The sequence below is a fragment of the Maribacter sp. Hel_I_7 genome, assembly GCF_000688315.1.
Lineage (GTDB): Bacteria > Bacteroidota > Bacteroidia > Flavobacteriales > Flavobacteriaceae > Maribacter > Maribacter stanieri.
Genome location: NZ_JHZW01000002.1, coordinates 1,945,311 through 1,964,111 on the forward strand (window position 1 = coordinate 1,945,311; position 18,801 = coordinate 1,964,111).

Below are 18,801 nucleotides of genomic sequence, written 5' to 3' on the forward strand. Positions count from 1 at the left end.
GAATATATGTGATAAGCTGTATTTATTGAATAATTTAGAAAAGGAATTCAAATTTATGTTGCCTTTTTATATGCTTCAGTGAGCCAGGTTTTAAGCTCGGCATCAACTTGGGTCGCATCTATCAATTGAACCCTGTGGGTACACATAGAACCAAACGGTCCAGATGATTCTAGTCGGTCAGTGGTAGGCTTGTCTTTAATTTTGATTCCGAGGTCGATTCTGGTTTTGGTAGCAGGTTTTATTAGTGCAAATTGTTTTTTGCGAATAATACTTACTGTTGTTTTTTTAGGGGTAATAGTAACATTATCACCTAAACTTTTTACAACGTTTAAAAGTGCGTCGTAAATTGGTATTAGGTTTTCCTTGCCTTTATATTGTTGGTCGACCAAATCAGCTGGTGAATTGTTTTCCTCTTTGGACAAGGTGACTATGGTATTCGCAAAACCATGGGTGACATTATGTTCTTTTTTAAGATAATTTACAGCTTCAGAATGCTTAGCGAATGTTTTTGTTTTGAGAATAGATTTCCATTCATTTAAAGACTTGCCGGTTTTCTCGGGCATATTATCAATCATGGTTTGCAGTGCCTTTTCCATATTAGTCCATTTAAATTCGGATAAATAAGTTACGATTTTTAAAATTTATTCTCAACTATAAAAACTTTTTCAGAAATTGATGTTCAACAGATTTAGACCTCAATTTTTAAATCAGGATACTATCTCAATTTTTCCATTAATAGTGCAAGAGGTTAATACGGTATTGAAAATAGTTCCGAATTTTTCAATGTTTTTTTTGAGTAAGTTCAGGTTTATACTTTTGTCTTGACTATTAATTATTAATTCATAATTGATTTCATCCATTCTTGGAGGTTTTTCCAATCTAGTAGCGCTTATTTTTATTTCAGCAGATGTGTATTCAAAATTCATAAAGTCAGAGAAACGCTCTACATTTTTAAGAATACAAGCAGCAAGTGAACCTAAAAATAATTCTGCTGGATTTGGTAACGTATCCGATGATTCAGCAATAGTTCCAAAAGTAATTTCAGATTGTTTAATATGGAGGGCGGCATTTTGTTTTGAAGTCGAACTTGCGGAAATGGAATACTTCATTGGTATATTTTATGATTGACTATCAAGTTACCATATTTCTAAAAAAGAACGAATGAATTCTTTCTTAAATGGGATGATTAGAACTGTATAAAAATAATATAATCGGGTAAAACATTATCAATCTATCAATTTATGGCACATCAATTATTTTATGGACAAAAATTTGATGATTAGCTTCTTACAAAGCATACTTATGATTATAAGTGCTTATATTAGGTAAGACACAAATAAGACCGACCTATGGCGTTAAAAGTTGCAATTAAGCATAAGACAAAATATATTTATGATAGAAGCATAAACCTATCTCCACACATATTTAGATTGAGGCCTGCGCCACATAGTAGAACTCCGATAGAATCGTATTCAATAAAGATAAAACCAGAGAATCATTTCTTTAATTGGCAACAAGATCCTTTCGGTAATTATTTGGCACGAATCGTATTTCCAGAAAAGACTACAGAACTTTCGGTAGATGTTGAGATCATTGCTGATCTAAAAACGATTAATCCGTTTGATTTCTTTGTTGAAGAAGCTGTTGAAGAATTTCCTTTTACGTATTCCGAAGAATTAAAAAAGGAATTACTACCCTATTTAGAGAAGGTTGAAAGTGGTCCGCTTTTAAAAGAGTGGTTGGGTAAAATTGATATGACACCTAAGCGTAGTATAGATTTTTTAATTGGTTTGAACAGCGATTTATACAATTTTTTGAACTATACCTTACGCATGGATCCAGGGGTACAGACCTGTGAAGAAACCTTAAGTAGTAAATTAGGCTCATGTAGAGATTATGCATGGTTGTTGGTGCAGACACTACGTCATTTAGGTTTGGCTTCACGTTTTGTTTCTGGATATTTAGTACAATTGAAGTCCGACGAAAAGTCATTAGATGGTCCATCGGGTCCTGAAGAAGATTTCACTGATTTACATGCGTGGGCAGAAGTGTATTTGCCAGGAGCAGGCTGGATCGGTTTAGACGCAACATCTGGTCTTTTGGCGGGTGAAGGTCACATACCATTAGCATGTACACCCTCTTATGAAAGTGCAGCGCCTGTAAGTGGATTTTCTGATTTTGCCGAAACTACTTTTGAATTTGAAAATTCTGTTACGCGTATATTCGAATCTCCACGGGTTACCAAACCATATACTGAAGAGCAATGGAAAGCCATTTATGATTTAGGCTTTGTGGTAGAAGATGAATTACAGGCAAATGATGTACGATTAACCATGGGTGGTGAACCAACATTTGTTTCTGTAGACGATATGGAGTCGGGTGAGTGGAATACCGAGGCCGATGGTGAGCACAAACGTAAGTTGGCAAGTAAATTGTCTTTACAATTAATGGATGTGTTCGGTAAAGGTGGAGTCTTGCATCATGCCCAAGGAAAATGGTACCCTGGTGAACCATTACCCCGTTGGTTGATAGGAATTCATTGGCGTAAGGATGGAGAGCCAATTTGGAGAGAACCGAAATTATTGGCATCCTTTGCAGAAAAATATAAACTGCCTGTAAATATTACAGAAGCGTTCTTGAATACATTGGCTAAATTTTTAGGAGCAGATAATGAATCTGTCATACCTGCTTACGAAGATGCTTTTTACTTTTTATGGGAAGAAGGTAAATTGCCTATTGATGTAGATCCAAAAAAATATAATAAGAACGATACGCACCTGCGTCGTAAGTTGGGTGATATTTTAGAGCAAGGTATTGGCAAAGCTGTGGGTCATGTATTTCCTTTAGTGAAAAAAGAAGGCAGATGGATAACCAATCAATGGAAATTTAGAGGTAAACATTTATTGTTGACCCCTGGTAATTCATCTATAGGGCTTCGATTACCATTAGACTCTTTACCAAAAAACCCTGAAATTCCTTCTGAACCTACTGCCGAGCCAGAACTTTTTGAGAAACGACCTGATTTACCAGCCTATGGCATCGATTTAAAACGAAGAAGAAGAAGGAAAAATGCAACAAGAAATCTCAAAAATCAACCTTTTGTACGTACGGCGATTTGTGCAGAGGTTCGAGAAGATAAATTATACTTGTACCTACCCCCTTTAGATAGTGCAGAAGACTTTTTAGATTTGGTTGCGAGTATCGAGGCAACTGCTAAAAAACTGAAGACTCCAGTTATTTTAGAGGGGTACGAGCCGCCACGCGATAATCGATTAGAAGTATTGAAAGTTACACCTGACCCTGGGGTTATTGAAATAAATGTTCATCCGGCAAACAACTGGCAAGAGCTAACCGACAATACATTGACGCTTTATGCCGAAGCTAAAAAAGCACGTTTAGGTACTGAGAAATTTATGCTAGATGGTAAGCATACCGGTACAGGAGGTGGAAATCACGTTACCTTGGGCGGGGTTTCTCCTGCAGACAGTCCGCTATTGCGTAATCCACAATTACTACGAAGTTTATTGACCTTTTGGCAGCATCACCCTGGGTTATCGTATTTATTTTCAGGAGCATTTATAGGACCAACTAGTCAAGCGCCACGAGTCGACGAGACTAGATTAGAAAACTTATATGAGTTAGAGATTGCATTTTCGCAAATACCCGACGATAAAGAAGTGCCATTTTGGTTGACCGATAGGTTGTTTCGTCATTTACTGACCGATATTACAGGAAACACACATAGGGCCGAATTTTGTATCGATAAATTATATTCCCCAGATTCTTCTTCAGGTAGGTTGGGAATATTAGAACTTCGAGCATTCGATATGCCGCCACACGCACAAATGAGCTTAATGCAAATGTTGTTGGTGCGTACATTGGTATCTTGGTTTTGGAAAAAGCCCTATAAGCATAAGTTGGTGCGTTGGGGTTCTGAACTACATGATAAATTTTTGTTAGAGCATTACGTAAAAGAAGATATAAAAGATATTGTTGGGCAATTAAACGATGCGGGTTATCCGTTTAAGTTAGATTGGTTCGACCCGTTTTTCGAATTCCGTTTTCCATTATATGGCATGGTAGAAATAAATGCGATGCAATTAGAACTTCGTATGGCCATAGAACCTTGGAATGTATTGGGTGAGGAAATGACTGGGCGAGGTACTTCGCGTTATGTAGATTCTTCATTAGAACGCATTCAGGTAAAACTTAACAATTTCATTTTAGAAAGGTATACGCTGACCTGTAACGGAATAAAAGTAGACCTTAGTCCGACCGGAACAAAAGGTGAATATGTAGCAGGTGTGCGCTTTAAAGCTTGGGACCCTTGGTCGGCGTTACACCCAACTATTGGTGTAGATACGCCATTGGTATTTGATATTGTAGATGATTGGAATCAAAAGTCTATTGGAGGATGTACTTATTTTGTGGCACACCCTGGCGGACTTTCCTATGATAATTATCCTATAAACAGTCTTGAGGCGGAATCAAGAAGAATAAATAGGTTTTGGGATATTGGTTTGACCCAAGATGAAGAGACACCGAAAGAATTGGTCGCTACAACAAATTTTAAAGGTAGAATGGTAAAACCTAAGTCAGGTTCAAATACATTTGTGTATAAGGAAATGCCAGTCAATCCTGAATATCCACATGTAACCGATTTACGAAAAAAGTAATGCCAACAACGAAAACCAGCGGGTTTAATAATTATGATACCCAAAAGGGCAATGATGAAATGTATTCATTGAACAGTGGAATGAAGCCCTATTGGAATAAATTATTAACCGAATTTGACACTTTAGGAATAACAGGATTGACCGCCCGTCAAAAAGATATTGACTGGTTGTTATCAGAGAACGGTGTCACCTATAATGTATATAATGACCCAAAAGGGATGCACAGACCTTGGAACCTGAACGTGGTTCCTTTTATGTTGCACCAAGATGAGTGGACAAAAGTAGAGGCAGGCTTAAAGCAAAGGGCAGAACTGCTCAATTTGGTTCTTAAAGATGTCTATGGCGAACGAAAGCTTATAAAAAATGGCATTGTGCCCTATGAAGTTATTTATGGTCACCGTGGTTTTTTAAGGCAATGTTCTGGTATGGAACTTAAATTAGAACAGTATCTATCCATTTATGCAGCAGATCTTTGTCGTGGTACAGATGGGCGATTGTGGGTAGTTAATGATCGTACAGAAGCACCTTCAGGTATGGGGTATGCATTGGAGAATAGATCTACTACAAGTAGAATTCTGTCAGATATGTACGCCGAAATGAAGGTAAAGCGATTGTCTGGTTTCTTTCAAGAATTCAATCAAATGCTTATTGATGCGGCACCAGGTAAAAAAGAGAATCCAACAATTGTAATATTAACTCCCGGTTCGCACAACGAAACGTATTTTGAGCATGCCTATATGGCTTCGTTCTTAGGCTACCCGTTAGTTCAGGGTAATGATTTGGTAGTGCGAGATGGTTTTCTGTGGATGAAATCATTGCAAGGTTTAAAGCAGATAGATGTAGTTTTACGTAGAGTAGACGATGCGTTTACAGATCCGTTAGAATTGCGTGAAGATTCCCATTTGGGCGTTGCCGGATTGCTAGATGTAGTACGAAGAAAAAATGTAGCTGTCATCAATCCTATTGGTAGCGGAGTAATTGAAAATCCAGGATTGATTCCTTTTATGCCTGCAATTGCAAAGTATTTTTTGGAGGAAGAATTAAAATTACCTCAGATTGCGTCGTGGTGGTGTGGGCAAGAGAAAGAAAGAAACTATGTGCTAGAGCATATATCTGAATTGGTAATAAAGAGAATAGATCGCACCAATAGAGAGAGTATATACTTTTGTGAGCAAATGAGCGCTAAAGAATTAGAAGAGCTTAAAAAAGTTATTATAGAGCGCCCTTATCGTTTTGTTGCGCAAGAGCGAATTAATTTTTCAACCGCACCTAATCTTTCCAAAGATAAACTAGAACCTAGAAATGTGGTCGCTAGATCATTTTGTATTGCATCAAAAGGTGAATATTCAGTTATGCCAGGCGGTTTGGTAAGAGTAGCACCCGATGGTGAAACCGTAAGAGTTTCAAACCAAAGAGGCGGTACAAGTAAAGATTTTTGGATTTTGGATGATGCAGAAATAAAAGAAGACAAAAACAGGCAGTGGCAAAAGAAATCATCGATTGCTATTTCTGGTCTTGATGATCTGCCAAGTTTAACAGCCGAGAATTTATATTGGGCAGGTCGTTATGTAGGTCGTACATTGGTCAATGCACGGTTTCTGCGTACGGTAATGCGCCAAATGGCAATAGTGCAGAACAGAGATGAAAAGCCAGATTCTGAGAAGCTTAAAGTACTGTTTAAAGCAGTTACTCAGTTAACGGGTACATACCCAGGTTTTGTAGAAAAGGATAAGAACGGTAATCTGGCAATGGACAATCCGTATGAAGAGATGCTATCCGTTATTTTAGATAAAAATAGAATAGGTAGTTTGGCACATACTATTAGTATGTTCAGTAATTCCTATTACTCCATTCGCAATCTTTGGTCATCAGACATGTGGCGTGTGTTTGACAATATACAAAAACTATGGAATGCCTTGGTAGAAGGTGAAGACCATTCAATCAATAAAATTTTAAAAGTGTTGAATCAATTAATTACCCGCTTAATTGCATTTATGGGATTGATTGAAGAAAGCATTATGGTACAACAAGGTTTGTTATTATACTTCATAGGCTTACAATTAGAGCAAAGCACTTTAAATATTACCAAATGTAGAGCCTTATTGACTATAAAGTATGATGAGCAGGTTGAGTATGATCTGCTAGAATATTTATTGACCAGTCATGAAAGCTTAAATATTTATAGATACAGTTATCGCTCTCATATAGAGTTGGCACATGTGTTAGATTTGGTAGTGTTAGATTTAGACTATGCACGTTCGTTGACCTTTATGATTAATAGAATTCAAAAAGATATTGCACGTTTGCCACATTCTAAGCATGACCATCAATTAAATAATTATCAAAAGTATATTTTCGAGGCATTTTCTAAGTTGAGGTTGGCAGAGTCTACAAAGTTGGCAATGACCAAATCAGAAACAGATTTTAAAAGAGAAGATTTAGATACGCTTTTAAAGGAGCTTTCAGATTTGTTGTACAAGGCATCGCAGTCCATTTCCAATACCTATTTCAATCATACAGACAAGCAAACCCAATTGTTTACGCAGTCTTTTCCTATTTGATTATGATATTTAACGTTACACATATTACTAAGTACGATTATAATGCTCCTGTAAGCTATTGTCATAATATAGCCACGCTACGCCCAAGAGAATCTAAAGGGCAAGAGTTATTAGAATACAGTATTGATATTTCGCCAGAGCCGGCAGAGATAAGTGAGCGAGTAGATTTCTTCGGTAATTATATTACCCGTTTTTCTATACAGACAGAACATAAAACCTTAAAGGTTACTACTCGAAGTAAAATTAAAAGAGCGTATGCTCAATTTCAAGAATCTTTCAATAGTGATGCCTGTATGAGTATAACGATGAACGATGCATTAGCAGCATTAAATGGCATGCACCCAGAAATTCTAGAGGCTAAGCAATACATATTAGAGTCTATTTTTATAAGAAGAACAGATAAGGCGATACGTGATTATGCTGAGGTTTCTTTTAAAGGGGAAAGGTCTGTATTTGAAGCCGCTTATGAATTGATGCAACGTATTTATACAGATTTTGATTTTGATTCAGAATTCTCTACAATATCTACTCCGATAGAAGAGGTAATGAAAGAGAAGAAGGGTGTCTGTCAAGATTTTGCCCAAATAGCCATTGCCTGCATTCGTTCGATTGGTTTACCTGCGAGATATATAAGTGGGTATATAGAAACATTACCTGCACCGGGTAAAAAGAAGTTGGTAGGTGCCGATGCATCGCATGCATGGTTCGCTGTTTTTATACCAGGTTTTGGTTGGGTAGATTTTGACCCTACCAATAACCAAATACCCAAAGACCAGCATATTGTAGTGGGTTGGGGCAGAGATTATTATGATGTACCGCCTTTAAAAGGAGTAGTGTACGGCAGTGGACAGAGTAAATTGCATGTATCAGTTGATATAGCTTCCGTATGATAAATTATATAGCTAGTTTATTAACTGTAAAACTAAAACCCGAAGAACTTTAAGATCAGATAAAAAACTGAAGGGTATAACAAACATCCAACCCCAGTATAAAATGTAGCTGTTAAAGCTCCATAAGGCACAAGCTTCTCGTCAGTTGCGGCCAAACCGGCTACTACACCACTCGTAGTACCTATAAGACCGCCGAATACAACTGCCGCATGCGGATTATCCAATTTTATTCTTTTTGCGATTACAGGTGTGATGATAGTTGTAAAAATTGTTTTAATAACACCCGTTGCTACACTTATAGCAATCACATCTGAACTGGCTCCTAATGCTGTACCGGTTACAGGTCCTACAATGTAGGTGCCTGCGCCCGCAGCAATGGTGGTCATGCTTACAGCATCGGTGTACCCCATGAAATAAGCAATGGTTGCACCTAAAAAAAAGGTCACGGTTACCCCAATAAATAGCGAAATAATACCTGCAAGTCCGGCCTGTTTAATTTTTGAAATATCGGCACTCATGGCTGTAGCTACAACAGCAAAATCTCGAAACATGGAACCGCCTAAAATTGCCATGCCAGCAAAAAGCGGAATATCGGCCATACCTTTTTTATTACCTGTAAATGCGAGCGCCAAACCAATGAGAATGGCAATGGCAACACCAGGTATTTTATTACGTAAGAGCTTTTTAGAAATTAAAAATGAAAACAGCATTACAAAACCAACAAAGAGAAAGGCAAATATGAGTCCGTTTTTAGCAATGACTTTATCAATGATTTCCATACTTAGTTTTTAGGGCTAGTATCATTTTTACCAATTTTGGAAAGTACCGGTACAAGCATCATACATGCAAAAGTGGTTACAATGCCGGCAACGACAGCAACGAAGCCACCAGAGACGGCTGCTTTTACATTCAATGTTGCGGCCATTGCAACAATAATCGGAATATACATGGAACTCCAAAACAAGATGCCTTTCTCTGTCTCAGGAACTAACCATCCTTTTTTTCGAAGGTAAATACTAGATGCGATCAATAGAATCATCGCAAAGCCAACTCCTCCAATATCGCTATTAATGTTAATCAGTTTTCCTAAGAGATTCCCTAATAGTTTTCCAACTAAAAAACATGCTGCCAATAGTGCTACCCCGTAAATTTTCATTGGATGATTTTTTAAATAAACAGTTTTTTAATTTCGTTTTTGGTAACCTTACCCATAACATTTCTAGGTAAGTCATCTTGAAAAAAAAACCTTCTAGGAGTTTTGTAAGCTGGTAATTTTTCTTGAATCCACGAGGTTAAATCATCGGTAGATAACTCTCCGAATTTTAAGATGATACTTGCACCAATAATTTCACCCCATTCTAAATCTGGAATACCAACTACGCCACAATCCTTAATATTCGGATGTGTGCGCAGTACTTCTTCAATTTCCAATGCCGAGATTTTATAACCCCCAGATTTAATAATGTCTACAGAGTTTCTACCTAAAATCTGATAGCTATCAATATCGAAAATGGCTATATCGCCAGATTTAAACCATCCGTCTTGCGTAAATGTCTCTGCCGTGGCATCTGGTTTCCCCCAATATTCTTTAAATACATTAGGCCCTTTAATCTGAATTTCTCCTTGTTCACCAACAGCAACAGCATTGTTATTTTCATCTGCAAGTCGAATAGATACCCCGTGTAATGGTTGACCAATATGACCTGGTCTACGTGTGCCGTTGAATGGGTTACTGATTGCCATGCCCATTTCTGTCATTCCATAACGTTCCAATAATGTATGTCCGCTTATATCTTTCCATTCTTCTAAAACACTAACCGGCAATGCAGCAGACCCTGATACCATGAGCCTAAATTTGGACAAATGGTCGGAAATTGCTAATTGTTCATTTTGGGGAAGTTCATTGAAGTAGGTGATTAATTTAAAATAAATGGTGGGTACGGCCATGAATACATTAACCGCGTCTTTTGAGAAAATATCAAATATAGCTTTCGGGCTAAATTTTGGTAAGAACTCACAACAGGCACCACTCCATAAGGCACAACTCAACATATTTATGATACCGTGTACGTGGTGCAGTGGTAAAACATTCAGCACATGGTCATTTTTGTTCCACTCCCAAGACGTTGTTAGCGCCGTAATTTGTGCTTCAATATTGGCATGAGAGGTTACCACACCTTTAGGTAGCCCAGTAGTGCCACTTGTATATAAGATAAGTGCTCTTCGGTCTAAGGTTATTGTGGGTAACTCACATTTTTTAGGAGTAATATCTGCATATTTTAGAAATTGAATATTGGTGCTTTTAAAAAGAGGCGAAAGCAATTCTTCGAATGCTTCGGTATAGATGACTGTAGTTGCTTTAGTGTCTTCTAGTACATATTGAATTGATGGCAAGGGATGCTTTTCGCATAAAGGAACAGCAATACCACCAGCTCTCCAAATTCCCCATTGAACGGCGGCATATGAAAAACTAGAAGGAACTAGAAATGCAATTCTAGCTTCGTCTAAATCTTTTTGGTCTTGTAGAAGGTAAGCGGCAACGGATGTTGACTGCTCTAATAATCGATTGTATGTATACTTTTGGCCATCACTTTTAATGGCAATTCGTTCGCTGAACGAATTGGCTCTTTCAATTAATGTTATCATGGTTTATGGTTGCTTAAAAAATAGACTGCCAAACAAGGTAAGCACCAATTCTGAAAAAGCCAAAATTGAAAGGATATTTACACATTCAAGAGTTTAATGTGATATTGATATACTAGGGGTGAAATTTTGATGAGATTAATGATGTAGTTGTATTTTTTTTGTTAAAAAGGAATTGATGAAATTTAGAAAAACAACCTCGGCAGATAAGTATTTAGTCTCTTTGAATATTAGATAAAAGCCATACCTGCCAAGTTGGTTAGTTCCCCCGAAATACCTCTTCAGCAGGATGGCCATAGTATTAAAAGTTATAGTTTATGTTTAGTGTTTAAATTTCTAGTTATACGATTTCAAAACTAAGCGCATTTTGTAAAACGGAGTTACGGTTTTCCGTAAGAGTGATGTAAAAATTCTAATTTTATATTAGACCTAAATCTTTTACGATTGCCACAAGATGTATGGCATTGTTGGCATTGAACTGGATACGTAATTTATTAAGTCGTTTTTCTATAGAGCTTAGGCTGGCAGGTGAAATATTCTCTTTTCTATACAAAGCACTTATTTCATCTTGTGATAATCCTTTACTTAGATTGTCTAACAGGGAGATATCATAGTCATCAATTTCTAATTCGTTTGCGCTGCTAAAAGCATTGGACACTTCGGGAGATAAGAAAGTTTTACCCTCAGCTATTTCGCTAATGGCAAGACTTAAGTTTTTAAGTCCGTTTCTACTTTTACAAACATAGGCATCTATATTATGTTGATTGAAAAGGGTTCTAACGGCTTGCAGTCTATCCTCTACAGAGTAAACGATTACCTTAAGGTCGGGGAATTCTTCCTTTAACTTCTCCACCAAAGCGTGTCCAGAAGTGTACGTTTGTAATCTATGATCTACTTTGAAAGACAAATCAGAGACGACCAAATCATAAGGTTCTTGATCAAGATCAGCTCTTTTGATTTTTAAATACGCGTCATCGCAATATTGAACCTGATCAATATGTGAAACTCCTAACTCTGTCAGTAGGGTATGTACACCTTTATTGATGTCTTCCATATCCTCTGCGATTAAAACTTTTTTGAACATGCGCTAAATTATTATTGATGCCTTAAAGCCATCACCTTGCTTAGATTCAAAAATAATAGTTCCTTTTAAAGAAGCGATACGGGATTCCGTATGTTGAAGTCCATTTTTTTTAGAAAGATCACATCCCACTCCGTTATCACGGTAATTTATATGAATTTTTGATCCCACTTTTTTAAAGACCAAGGTTACAAAAGTCGCTTGACTATGTTTACGCATATTTGTCATTAACTCTTGTAATACCCTGTAAATAGCAGTTTTATTTAGTTCATGAATAGTGTTCCAAGGTATTTTAGACAGGTTACGGGTTATTACATTTACATTACCGTTTTTATAACCTAACAGCAAATCATTTAATTGAATGCCAAAATCTTGATTAAGGTCAATTGCACTATTTTCTCTCGAAATATCTCTTGTTTTAGTATAAATTTTCTCCATTTCATCTATCAACTTGTTATCGATATTTGAATTATTCTCAAGAGAAGCCATTAGTTTATACACATCATTTGCAACTTCATCATGTACTTTTTTGGCAATTCTGGTTTCTGTCTTATAGATTTCTTCAATCTTCGCTTTTCTATATCTATTACGATAAATAAAGTAGGAGCCAATTAAAATTAGAAAAATGACAAAGGCAAGCGATTGGTATGCTAGTCTTTTACGAGATTCAATTTCTTGAAGTAATTTACTGGCTTGTGTTTTTTTCTGTTCTTCAGCTACATTATATTTTAGAAAAGCATTTTTGTTTTCGGCAACTTGTTTGGCTTTTGCAATACTATCGGTCAATTTTCTATATTCATGAATAAGTGGATTTTTATTCATATCCATAAGTTTAGAAATGGATTCAAGTTTAAAGGAATTACTATTGATTTTGTTAGATAAAGACAGCGCTTTTTCTGCATAAATAATAGCATTGGTAGTATCTTTTTTGTCTAAATAATACTCAGATAAGTGGGTATTACTAGCATGAAGACCAATGAGATCACTATTTTTTTCTCGTAGCGCTAAAGCACTCTGCAGATTTTCAAAAGCCTCTGGTAAATTAAGTTTAGATTGTATATACCCAAGGTTATCAATTATCAAAGATTTTTGGTTGTCGTTATTTAATTGCGAACGTTTATCATTTAGTAATGTATAAATGCCTAAGGCATTATTAAATTCTGTTAGGTCTTTGTATATGTTTGCTTTATTGTTGAGAATAACAACACTATCATTTAGCTTGTGGGCAATGGCTAAAGCTTTGTCATAAGTTTTTATGGCTTCCGAAAAGTTATCTGAAGCTCTATAAATTCTACCAAGTTGATTGTAAAGACCAACTTTTGCATTAATCAACGTATCTCCTGAAGTCATCGATTGTATAAGGTCTAGCGCTTCAACAATGTGGTTTTCACTATTAAAATTGTTTCCAATTTTGAATTCAGCAATAGATAATAACCTTAAATCATATATGGCGCTTAAGGTGTCGTTTGTTTTTAAATCAATCTGTTTTTTTTTGGTGAAGAATTGAATTCCAGAAGGAAGATCTAGTGGTACAGATGGGTTTGTAATGGCATTATGGTAATAGCGAATGGTGTCATTTGATATTTGTGCTATGGAATAAAAAGGTAGTAGTAAAATCCAAATAAAGAGGAAAAATATATGGTTGGGAGATGGCACTTTTTTGTATTCCATTCCTCTAAAGTAAAAACAATTTGTGTATTTACATTTCTGATTTAAGTAATGTAACGTGTAAAATTTACATTAATTAAAGGCGTAAAGTTTATCTGTCTGATAGTTAAATAATTAGGTAGTTTTAATTTTGAACGGCAGTATTCTGTTTTGGTAATATAAAAACAAAAAGAGCACAAAATCTGACGTAATGCCATAGATTTTAATGCTCTTTTCCAACTAACAACTTAAATATGCACTTTTATAAGGCTACAGAAAATGAGTGTTTAATTCATTTAAGGATGCCTTTATACTTTATGAACGCATTTTTTTGATTTTGGCTAAGGTATCTTTAACCAAAGCTTCTAATCCTGCGTAATCTTTATTTGCTAAAATATCTTTACTGATAAGTTTAGATCCCATACCAACGCAAGTAACTCCAGAATCGAACCAAGCTTTAAGGTTGGCTTCATCTGTACTTACACCACCTGTTGGCATTATGCTTGTCCAAGGTTGAGGTCCTTTAATTCCTTTTACAAAACCAGGGCCGTAAAGGTCTCCGGGGAATAATTTTACAATTTCACAGCCCATTTCTTCGGCTTTGTTTATTTCCGTTAAAGAACCACAGCCAGGAGACCATAATACTTTTCTACGGTTACAAACAATTGCTATATCTTCTCTTAAAGAAGGTGTTACAATAAAATTTGCGCCAATAGACATATAATATGAAGCAGCTGCAGCATCTGTAATTGATCCTACACCCATAATCATACCTGGAAGATTTTTAATTGCGTATTTGTTTAATTCAGAAAACACTTCAAAAGCGAAATCGCCACGAGCGGTAAATTCCATTAATCTTGCACCACCATCATAACAAGCTTGTAATATTTTTTTACCTAACTCTATATCTGGGTGGTAGAACAAAGGGACCATACCAGATTCCTTCATTACATTTGCTACTTCTATTCTTGAATATTGTGCCATTTGTATTTTTATTTCTCGGTTAAAATTTTGTTGAAATCGTATTCTGAAGGGTTGGGTACATATTTTTTTGCTTCCTTATAATCACCTTCGTTTACATAGAATAGGTTTTGGAAACATAACTCAGCTAATTCTGAATTAATATCTACCAAACGAGGTGCAATTTTGCCATTCTCATCTTGAATATCCGATAAGAATAGGGGCGTTATTTCCCCTCTAGAATTAGCGGTGACCATACAGCCACTTTTACCTTCGTCAAATAATTTTTTTACGCCTAGACCTAAAACCGTACATAGTGTAAGGTCAAAACCTATGGGCCTGCAACAGCGTAATTCGTAGCCCAGTTCAACCGGTCTACTTTTAATATCAATACTTAACTCCTTTAATTTTTTTTGAACCAGCATATTAAAAATATGCGCTTTACTAACATTCCCTAATTCTGGATGTCCGTGATCATCATAGGTAAAACTAATACCACATTTATCCAATTCAGATTCAGGCATATTATGAAAAACTCCTTCACTAATTAGAGCTACACCATAATGGATATCTTCAATTTTACGTTTGATCATGGAAGAAATTACCATACGTACCACTTTATCAAAAGTGATAGAAGTACGGTTGAACATTTCAGGAATAATCATCATTGGAAAGTGGCAACTTGCTGCAATTCCAAATGCCAAATGCCCTGCGGAACGCCCCATAGTAGACATTACAAACCAGTTTTGGCTGGTACGTGCATCTTCATAAGTTGTATTGCCAATACGTACACCTTCATCCTTTGCGGAGTGAAAACCGAATGTTGGGTTTCTATCTGGTAAGGGTAAATCGTTATCAATGGTTTTGGGTACGTGAATATTAGCAATAGCTATTCCTTCTTTCTTTAAAAATCCAGTAATTCTGTTGGCAGTAGAAGCAGTGTCGTCACCACCAATACTTACCAACAGTTTTACATTATTATCAATAAACAGGTTAGTGTTTAGTTTTTCGTTTTTAGGTTTAAAACGGCTCATTATTAATGTTGAGCCACCCCTGCTAAAAATCCTATCTGCATAGAAAAAATCAAACTCCTTGATTTTAGGATTTTTATCGAATATTCCTTTAAAACCTTCATGAAGTCCTAATACTCTGTAGTCATCTTTTAAAAATGCTTTTGCAACGGTACTGATAACGGTATTTATACCTGGTGCAGGTCCGCCACCGCAAAGAATTAAAACAGATTTTTTAGACATATTTAGATTTTAAAGGATATTCTAAGTGTTATAATTGAGTTGAATTATCTAGCAACTCTACCAGAAGCATCACCACCCATTAGTTTCTCTACTTCAGAAACTGTTACTAGGTTGGCATCTCCTTTAATTGTATGCTTTAAACATGATGCAGCAACTGCGAAGTCCAATGCATTTTGGTCATCTTCTGGGTATTTTAATAATCCGTAGATCAAACCTCCCATGAAAGAATCTCCACCACCAACTCTATCAACGATATCTGTAATTTGGTATTGGCGTGTTTCGTACATTTTAGAACCGTCCCATAATACACCTGCCCATGTGTTGTGCGATGCAGAGATAGAACCTCTTAAAGTAGTAATTACCTTTTTAGCTTTAGGGAATTTCTTCATCATTTGCTTACATACAGATAAGAAAGCTTCCGCTTTAACATCGGCACCATCTTTATGAACATCCAATCCTTCTGGGTGAATTCCAAAATGCTTTTCAGCATCTTCTTCGTTCCCTAAAATAATATCGCAATACTCAGTTAAACCAGCCATTACTTTTTCTCTGTGAGCATCGTCACAGTATGTCCAAAGTTTAGCTCTATAATTTAAATCTGTAGAGATTGTAATTCCTTTTGCACTTGCAGCTTTAACAGCTTCTAAACAAACATCAGCGGCTCCTTGAGATATTGCTGGCGTAATACCTGTCCAATGAAACCATTCAACACCTTCAAAAACAGCATTCCAATCAATCATTCCTGATTCAATTTCTGCAATTGCCGAATGTGCTCTGTCATAAACTACTTTACTACCTCTAGATACTGCTCCGGTTTCTAAGAAATAGATACCTAAACGGTCACCACCATAAACGATTTTATCTACTCCAACACCTCTTTTACGCATTTCCATCATCGCACATTCACCAATATCATTCTTTGGTAAACGTGTTACGAAATCTACAGGAACACCATAATTAGCTAAAGAAACCGCTACGTTAGATTCTCCACCACCGTATACGACATCAAAATTATTGGCTTGTGAAAATCTTAAAAATCCTTGAGGTGCTAAGCGAAGCATTATCTCCCCGAATGTTACTACTTTTTTCATGTTGACTATTAGTTAAATATGTAATAATTTATTGCTTGTTTAATCGATTAACCAATTAGGGTAAAAAATAACCAAAAAAGACATTTTTTGATTAAGTTAATTAAAGTCTTACTTTTGGTTAATCGATTAAACAAATATATATAAAGAAGTTGAATAAAAAAAGAACAACTTTAAAAGACATTGCTAATGTTTTAAGTATTTCTACCGCAGCTGTTTCCAAAGCTTTAAACGATGATGCGCGCATTAGCGTAAAAACCAAAAAAGCAGTTAAGCAAGTAGCCAAAGAATTAAATTATCAACCTAATCATTTAGCAAGTGCTCTTAGGAAAGGAAAAAGCAATTTAGTAGGGGTAATAGTGCCTAGGACTAATAGTAGTTTTTTCTCATCGGTGGTTGAAAACATGGAGGAGGTACTCAATAAAGCCGGGTATAATATTATTATCACACAATCTAACGAGTCTTTTGAAAAGGAATGTAAGAATATTGATGCCCTATTGTATACCCAGGTAGATGGTATTATTGCATCTATGGCGAATGAGACGGTCGATTTATCTTATTATGAAAAAATAAAATCTTATGGAATTCCGCTAATTCTTTTTGATAGGGGGGAGAATGATTTAAATGTGGATTATGTTGGTATCGATGATTATAAGAGTAGTCATATGATTGTTGATCATCTAGTATCACAAGGTTGTAAGCGTATAGCACATATTGGCGGATATAGAAGAACGCGAATTTTTAATAACAGAATAAGGGGTTATATCGATGCGATAAAAAAGCACGACTTGCCACATGATGATGAGTTATTGATAGAAAGTAGTTTGACTTTAGAAGATGGAAGGCAACAAATAGAAAAATTGTTGGCGTTAAAAAATAGACCAGATGCGGTTTATGTAGCAAGTGATTATGCTGCTTTGGGTTCTCTACAGGTTTTAAAGGAAAAAGGAATAAAAGTACCCGAAGAAATAAAATTGGTGGGGTTTGGAAATGAGCCGTTCACTTCTTTGGTTACTCCTTCAATTACTAGTATTAATCAACATAGTGAGCAAATAGGTAAGCTGGCCGCTGAAACTTTTTTGGGATATTTAGAAAGTGATGTTGTTGTACAATCTTTGAATAAAATAATACTAGATTCAGAATTAATAGTTAGAAGTTCATCTGAATAAAAAAAAGCGTTATTGAAATTACATTAACGCTTTTTTAGTATGTATATAAAGAATTTAATCTAGATTCCTAAAGCTTGACCACCACCAATTTGGATAGTTTCTGCTGTAATGAAAGCTGCATCTTTACCTGCAAGGAAAGAAACAACACCAGCAACATCACTAGGTTGACCTAATCTACCTAACATAATGTTATTTGCCCAAGAAGCGAAAACTTCTGGTTTAGTAGCTTTAATCTGTGCATGGAATGGAGTATCAATTGTACCTGGAGATACTGCATTAACTCTAATACCATATTCTGCAAGATCTTTAGCTAAAGCTCTAGTTATTGCATTAACACCTGCTTTAGATGTACCATATATACCTGCACCTGGTCCACCTGCGGTCCATGCTGCATTAGATGTATAATTGATTATAGATGGGTGTTCACCTTTTTTAAGGTAAGGGATCGCTGCTCTTGATGCAAAGAATGTAGAATCAAGGTTTAATGCCATTACCGATCTGTAAAATTCAGTAGTCATCTCTTCGAATCTTGATCTACCTCCTAATCCACCAGCATTGTTTACTAGTGTATCAATTTTACCGTATTTATCACCAATTGCTTTGATGTTTTTGGTTACAGCTTCTTCATTAGTAACGTCAAAACCTAAATATTCTGCAGTAATACCTTCTGCGGTCAATTCTTTTACTCTTTTGGCGCCAGCTTCGTCATCTATACCATTTAAGATAACTGTAAAACCGTCTTGTCCTAATCTTTTAGCAACTTCAAAACCGATTCCTCCAGTTGCTCCTGTAATTACTGCTACTTTTCCTTCTGTACTCATAATTATTTAATT

Annotated in this window: 15 protein-coding genes; 4 read left to right on the top strand and 11 right to left on the bottom strand. The window is 36.0% G+C overall.

Translation table 11 applies throughout. The features are described from left to right. Positions 1 to 53: 53 nt before the first annotated feature. Together P178_RS0110035 and P178_RS0110040 are read right to left on the bottom strand one after the other, a co-directional pair. Positions 54 to 596 carry a DUF4287 domain-containing protein gene (locus P178_RS0110035; RefSeq protein WP_027066105.1) on the bottom strand — a complete coding sequence of 181 codons (543 nt, stop codon included), beginning with the start codon at positions 594 to 596 and terminating at the stop codon, positions 54 to 56. Positions 597 to 707: 111 nt separating this feature from the next. Continuing rightward, positions 708 to 1,109: an OsmC family protein gene (locus P178_RS0110040; protein WP_027066106.1), complete on the bottom strand. Its 402-nt coding sequence runs from the start codon at positions 1,107 to 1,109 to the stop codon at positions 708 to 710. A 240-nt stretch (positions 1,110 to 1,349) separates the two neighbouring features. On the opposite strand from P178_RS0110040, the gene P178_RS0110045 reads away from it, so the two are divergent. The 3 genes from P178_RS0110045 to P178_RS0110055 are packed head-to-tail and all read left to right on the top strand — an operon-like array spanning position 1,350 to position 8,127. Next, on the top strand, positions 1,350 to 4,676 hold the full coding sequence (locus P178_RS0110045; protein WP_027066107.1) for a DUF2126 domain-containing protein: 3,327 nt from the start codon (positions 1,350 to 1,352) through the stop codon (positions 4,674 to 4,676). Then, positions 4,676 to 7,237 (top strand): circularly permuted type 2 ATP-grasp protein, encoded by a 2,562-nt coding sequence (locus tag P178_RS0110050; RefSeq protein WP_027066108.1) that lies wholly within the window; start codon positions 4,676 to 4,678, stop codon positions 7,235 to 7,237. Before P178_RS0110045 ends, P178_RS0110050 begins: the two co-directional genes overlap by 1 nt. A gap of 2 nt (positions 7,238 to 7,239) precedes the next feature. Continuing rightward, complete coding sequence (locus P178_RS0110055; protein ID WP_027066109.1) at positions 7,240 to 8,127, top strand: transglutaminase N-terminal domain-containing protein; 888 nt, start codon at positions 7,240 to 7,242, stop codon at positions 8,125 to 8,127. Between the two features lie 32 nt (positions 8,128 to 8,159). Here the strand turns inward: P178_RS0110055 and madM are convergent, their stop codons facing one another. From madM to P178_RS0110095, 8 genes are all read right to left on the bottom strand, one after another. Next, entirely contained in the window at positions 8,160 to 8,906 is a 747-nt protein-coding gene (gene madM, locus P178_RS0110060; RefSeq protein WP_027066110.1) for a malonate transporter subunit MadM, read from the bottom strand. Between the two features lie 2 nt (positions 8,907 to 8,908). Continuing rightward, positions 8,909 to 9,283 carry a malonate transporter subunit MadL gene (gene madL, locus P178_RS0110065; protein WP_027066111.1) on the bottom strand — a complete coding sequence of 125 codons (375 nt, stop codon included), beginning with the start codon at positions 9,281 to 9,283 and terminating at the stop codon, positions 8,909 to 8,911. Positions 9,284 to 9,294: 11 nt separating this feature from the next. Continuing rightward, on the bottom strand, positions 9,295 to 10,773 hold the full coding sequence (locus P178_RS0110070) for an acyl-CoA synthetase (RefSeq protein WP_027066112.1): 1,479 nt from the start codon (positions 10,771 to 10,773) through the stop codon (positions 9,295 to 9,297). Between the two features lie 415 nt (positions 10,774 to 11,188). Then, positions 11,189 to 11,854 carry a response regulator gene (locus P178_RS0110075; protein WP_027066113.1) on the bottom strand — a complete coding sequence of 222 codons (666 nt, stop codon included), beginning with the start codon at positions 11,852 to 11,854 and terminating at the stop codon, positions 11,189 to 11,191. A 3-nt stretch (positions 11,855 to 11,857) separates the two neighbouring features. Beyond that, complete coding sequence (locus P178_RS0110080) at positions 11,858 to 13,522, bottom strand: tetratricopeptide repeat protein (RefSeq protein ID WP_027066114.1); 1,665 nt, start codon at positions 13,520 to 13,522, stop codon at positions 11,858 to 11,860. 291 nt (positions 13,523 to 13,813) lie between these two features. Further along, the gene (locus tag P178_RS0110085; protein ID WP_027066115.1) at positions 13,814 to 14,482 is read right to left on the bottom strand and encodes a bifunctional 4-hydroxy-2-oxoglutarate aldolase/2-dehydro-3-deoxy-phosphogluconate aldolase; all 669 of its coding nucleotides are present in this window, start codon (positions 14,480 to 14,482) and stop codon (positions 13,814 to 13,816) included. An 8-nt stretch (positions 14,483 to 14,490) separates the two neighbouring features. After that, positions 14,491 to 15,711: a 6-phosphofructokinase gene (locus tag P178_RS0110090; protein ID WP_027066116.1), complete on the bottom strand. Its 1,221-nt coding sequence runs from the start codon at positions 15,709 to 15,711 to the stop codon at positions 14,491 to 14,493. A gap of 44 nt (positions 15,712 to 15,755) precedes the next feature. Then, on the bottom strand, positions 15,756 to 16,802 hold the full coding sequence (locus P178_RS0110095; RefSeq protein WP_027066117.1) for a sugar kinase: 1,047 nt from the start codon (positions 16,800 to 16,802) through the stop codon (positions 15,756 to 15,758). A gap of 149 nt (positions 16,803 to 16,951) precedes the next feature. On the opposite strand from P178_RS0110095, the gene P178_RS0110100 reads away from it, so the two are divergent. Then, on the top strand, positions 16,952 to 17,968 hold the full coding sequence (locus P178_RS0110100) for a LacI family DNA-binding transcriptional regulator (RefSeq protein WP_027066118.1): 1,017 nt from the start codon (positions 16,952 to 16,954) through the stop codon (positions 17,966 to 17,968). Between the two features lie 59 nt (positions 17,969 to 18,027). Here the strand turns inward: P178_RS0110100 and P178_RS0110105 are convergent, their stop codons facing one another. Beyond that, positions 18,028 to 18,789, bottom strand: coding sequence for an SDR family NAD(P)-dependent oxidoreductase (locus tag P178_RS0110105; protein WP_027066119.1), 762 nt, complete (start codon positions 18,787 to 18,789; stop codon positions 18,028 to 18,030). Positions 18,790 to 18,801: the final 12 nt, after the last annotated feature.

Excerpts from the sequence above, each read along its gene's own strand:
- P178_RS0110035 (WP_027066105.1), bottom strand. The coding sequence starts at position 596 with ATGGAAAAGGCACTGCAAACCATGATTGATAATATGCCCGAGAAAACC.
- P178_RS0110040 (WP_027066106.1), bottom strand. The coding sequence starts at position 1,109 with ATGAAGTATTCCATTTCCGCAAGTTCGACTTCAAAACAAAATGCCGCC.
- P178_RS0110045 (WP_027066107.1), top strand. The coding sequence starts at position 1,350 with ATGGCGTTAAAAGTTGCAATTAAGCATAAGACAAAATATATTTATGAT.
- P178_RS0110050 (WP_027066108.1), top strand. The coding sequence starts at position 4,676 with ATGCCAACAACGAAAACCAGCGGGTTTAATAATTATGATACCCAAAAG.
- P178_RS0110055 (WP_027066109.1), top strand. The coding sequence starts at position 7,240 with ATGATATTTAACGTTACACATATTACTAAGTACGATTATAATGCTCCT.
- madM (WP_027066110.1), bottom strand. The coding sequence starts at position 8,906 with ATGGAAATCATTGATAAAGTCATTGCTAAAAACGGACTCATATTTGCC.
- madL (WP_027066111.1), bottom strand. The coding sequence starts at position 9,283 with ATGAAAATTTACGGGGTAGCACTATTGGCAGCATGTTTTTTAGTTGGA.
- P178_RS0110070 (WP_027066112.1), bottom strand. The coding sequence starts at position 10,773 with ATGATAACATTAATTGAAAGAGCCAATTCGTTCAGCGAACGAATTGCC.
- P178_RS0110075 (WP_027066113.1), bottom strand. The coding sequence starts at position 11,854 with ATGTTCAAAAAAGTTTTAATCGCAGAGGATATGGAAGACATCAATAAA.
- P178_RS0110080 (WP_027066114.1), bottom strand. The coding sequence starts at position 13,522 with ATGGAATACAAAAAAGTGCCATCTCCCAACCATATATTTTTCCTCTTT.
- P178_RS0110085 (WP_027066115.1), bottom strand. The coding sequence starts at position 14,482 with ATGGCACAATATTCAAGAATAGAAGTAGCAAATGTAATGAAGGAATCT.
- P178_RS0110090 (WP_027066116.1), bottom strand. The coding sequence starts at position 15,711 with ATGTCTAAAAAATCTGTTTTAATTCTTTGCGGTGGCGGACCTGCACCA.
- P178_RS0110095 (WP_027066117.1), bottom strand. The coding sequence starts at position 16,802 with ATGAAAAAAGTAGTAACATTCGGGGAGATAATGCTTCGCTTAGCACCT.
- P178_RS0110105 (WP_027066119.1), bottom strand. The coding sequence starts at position 18,789 with ATGAGTACAGAAGGAAAAGTAGCAGTAATTACAGGAGCAACTGGAGGA.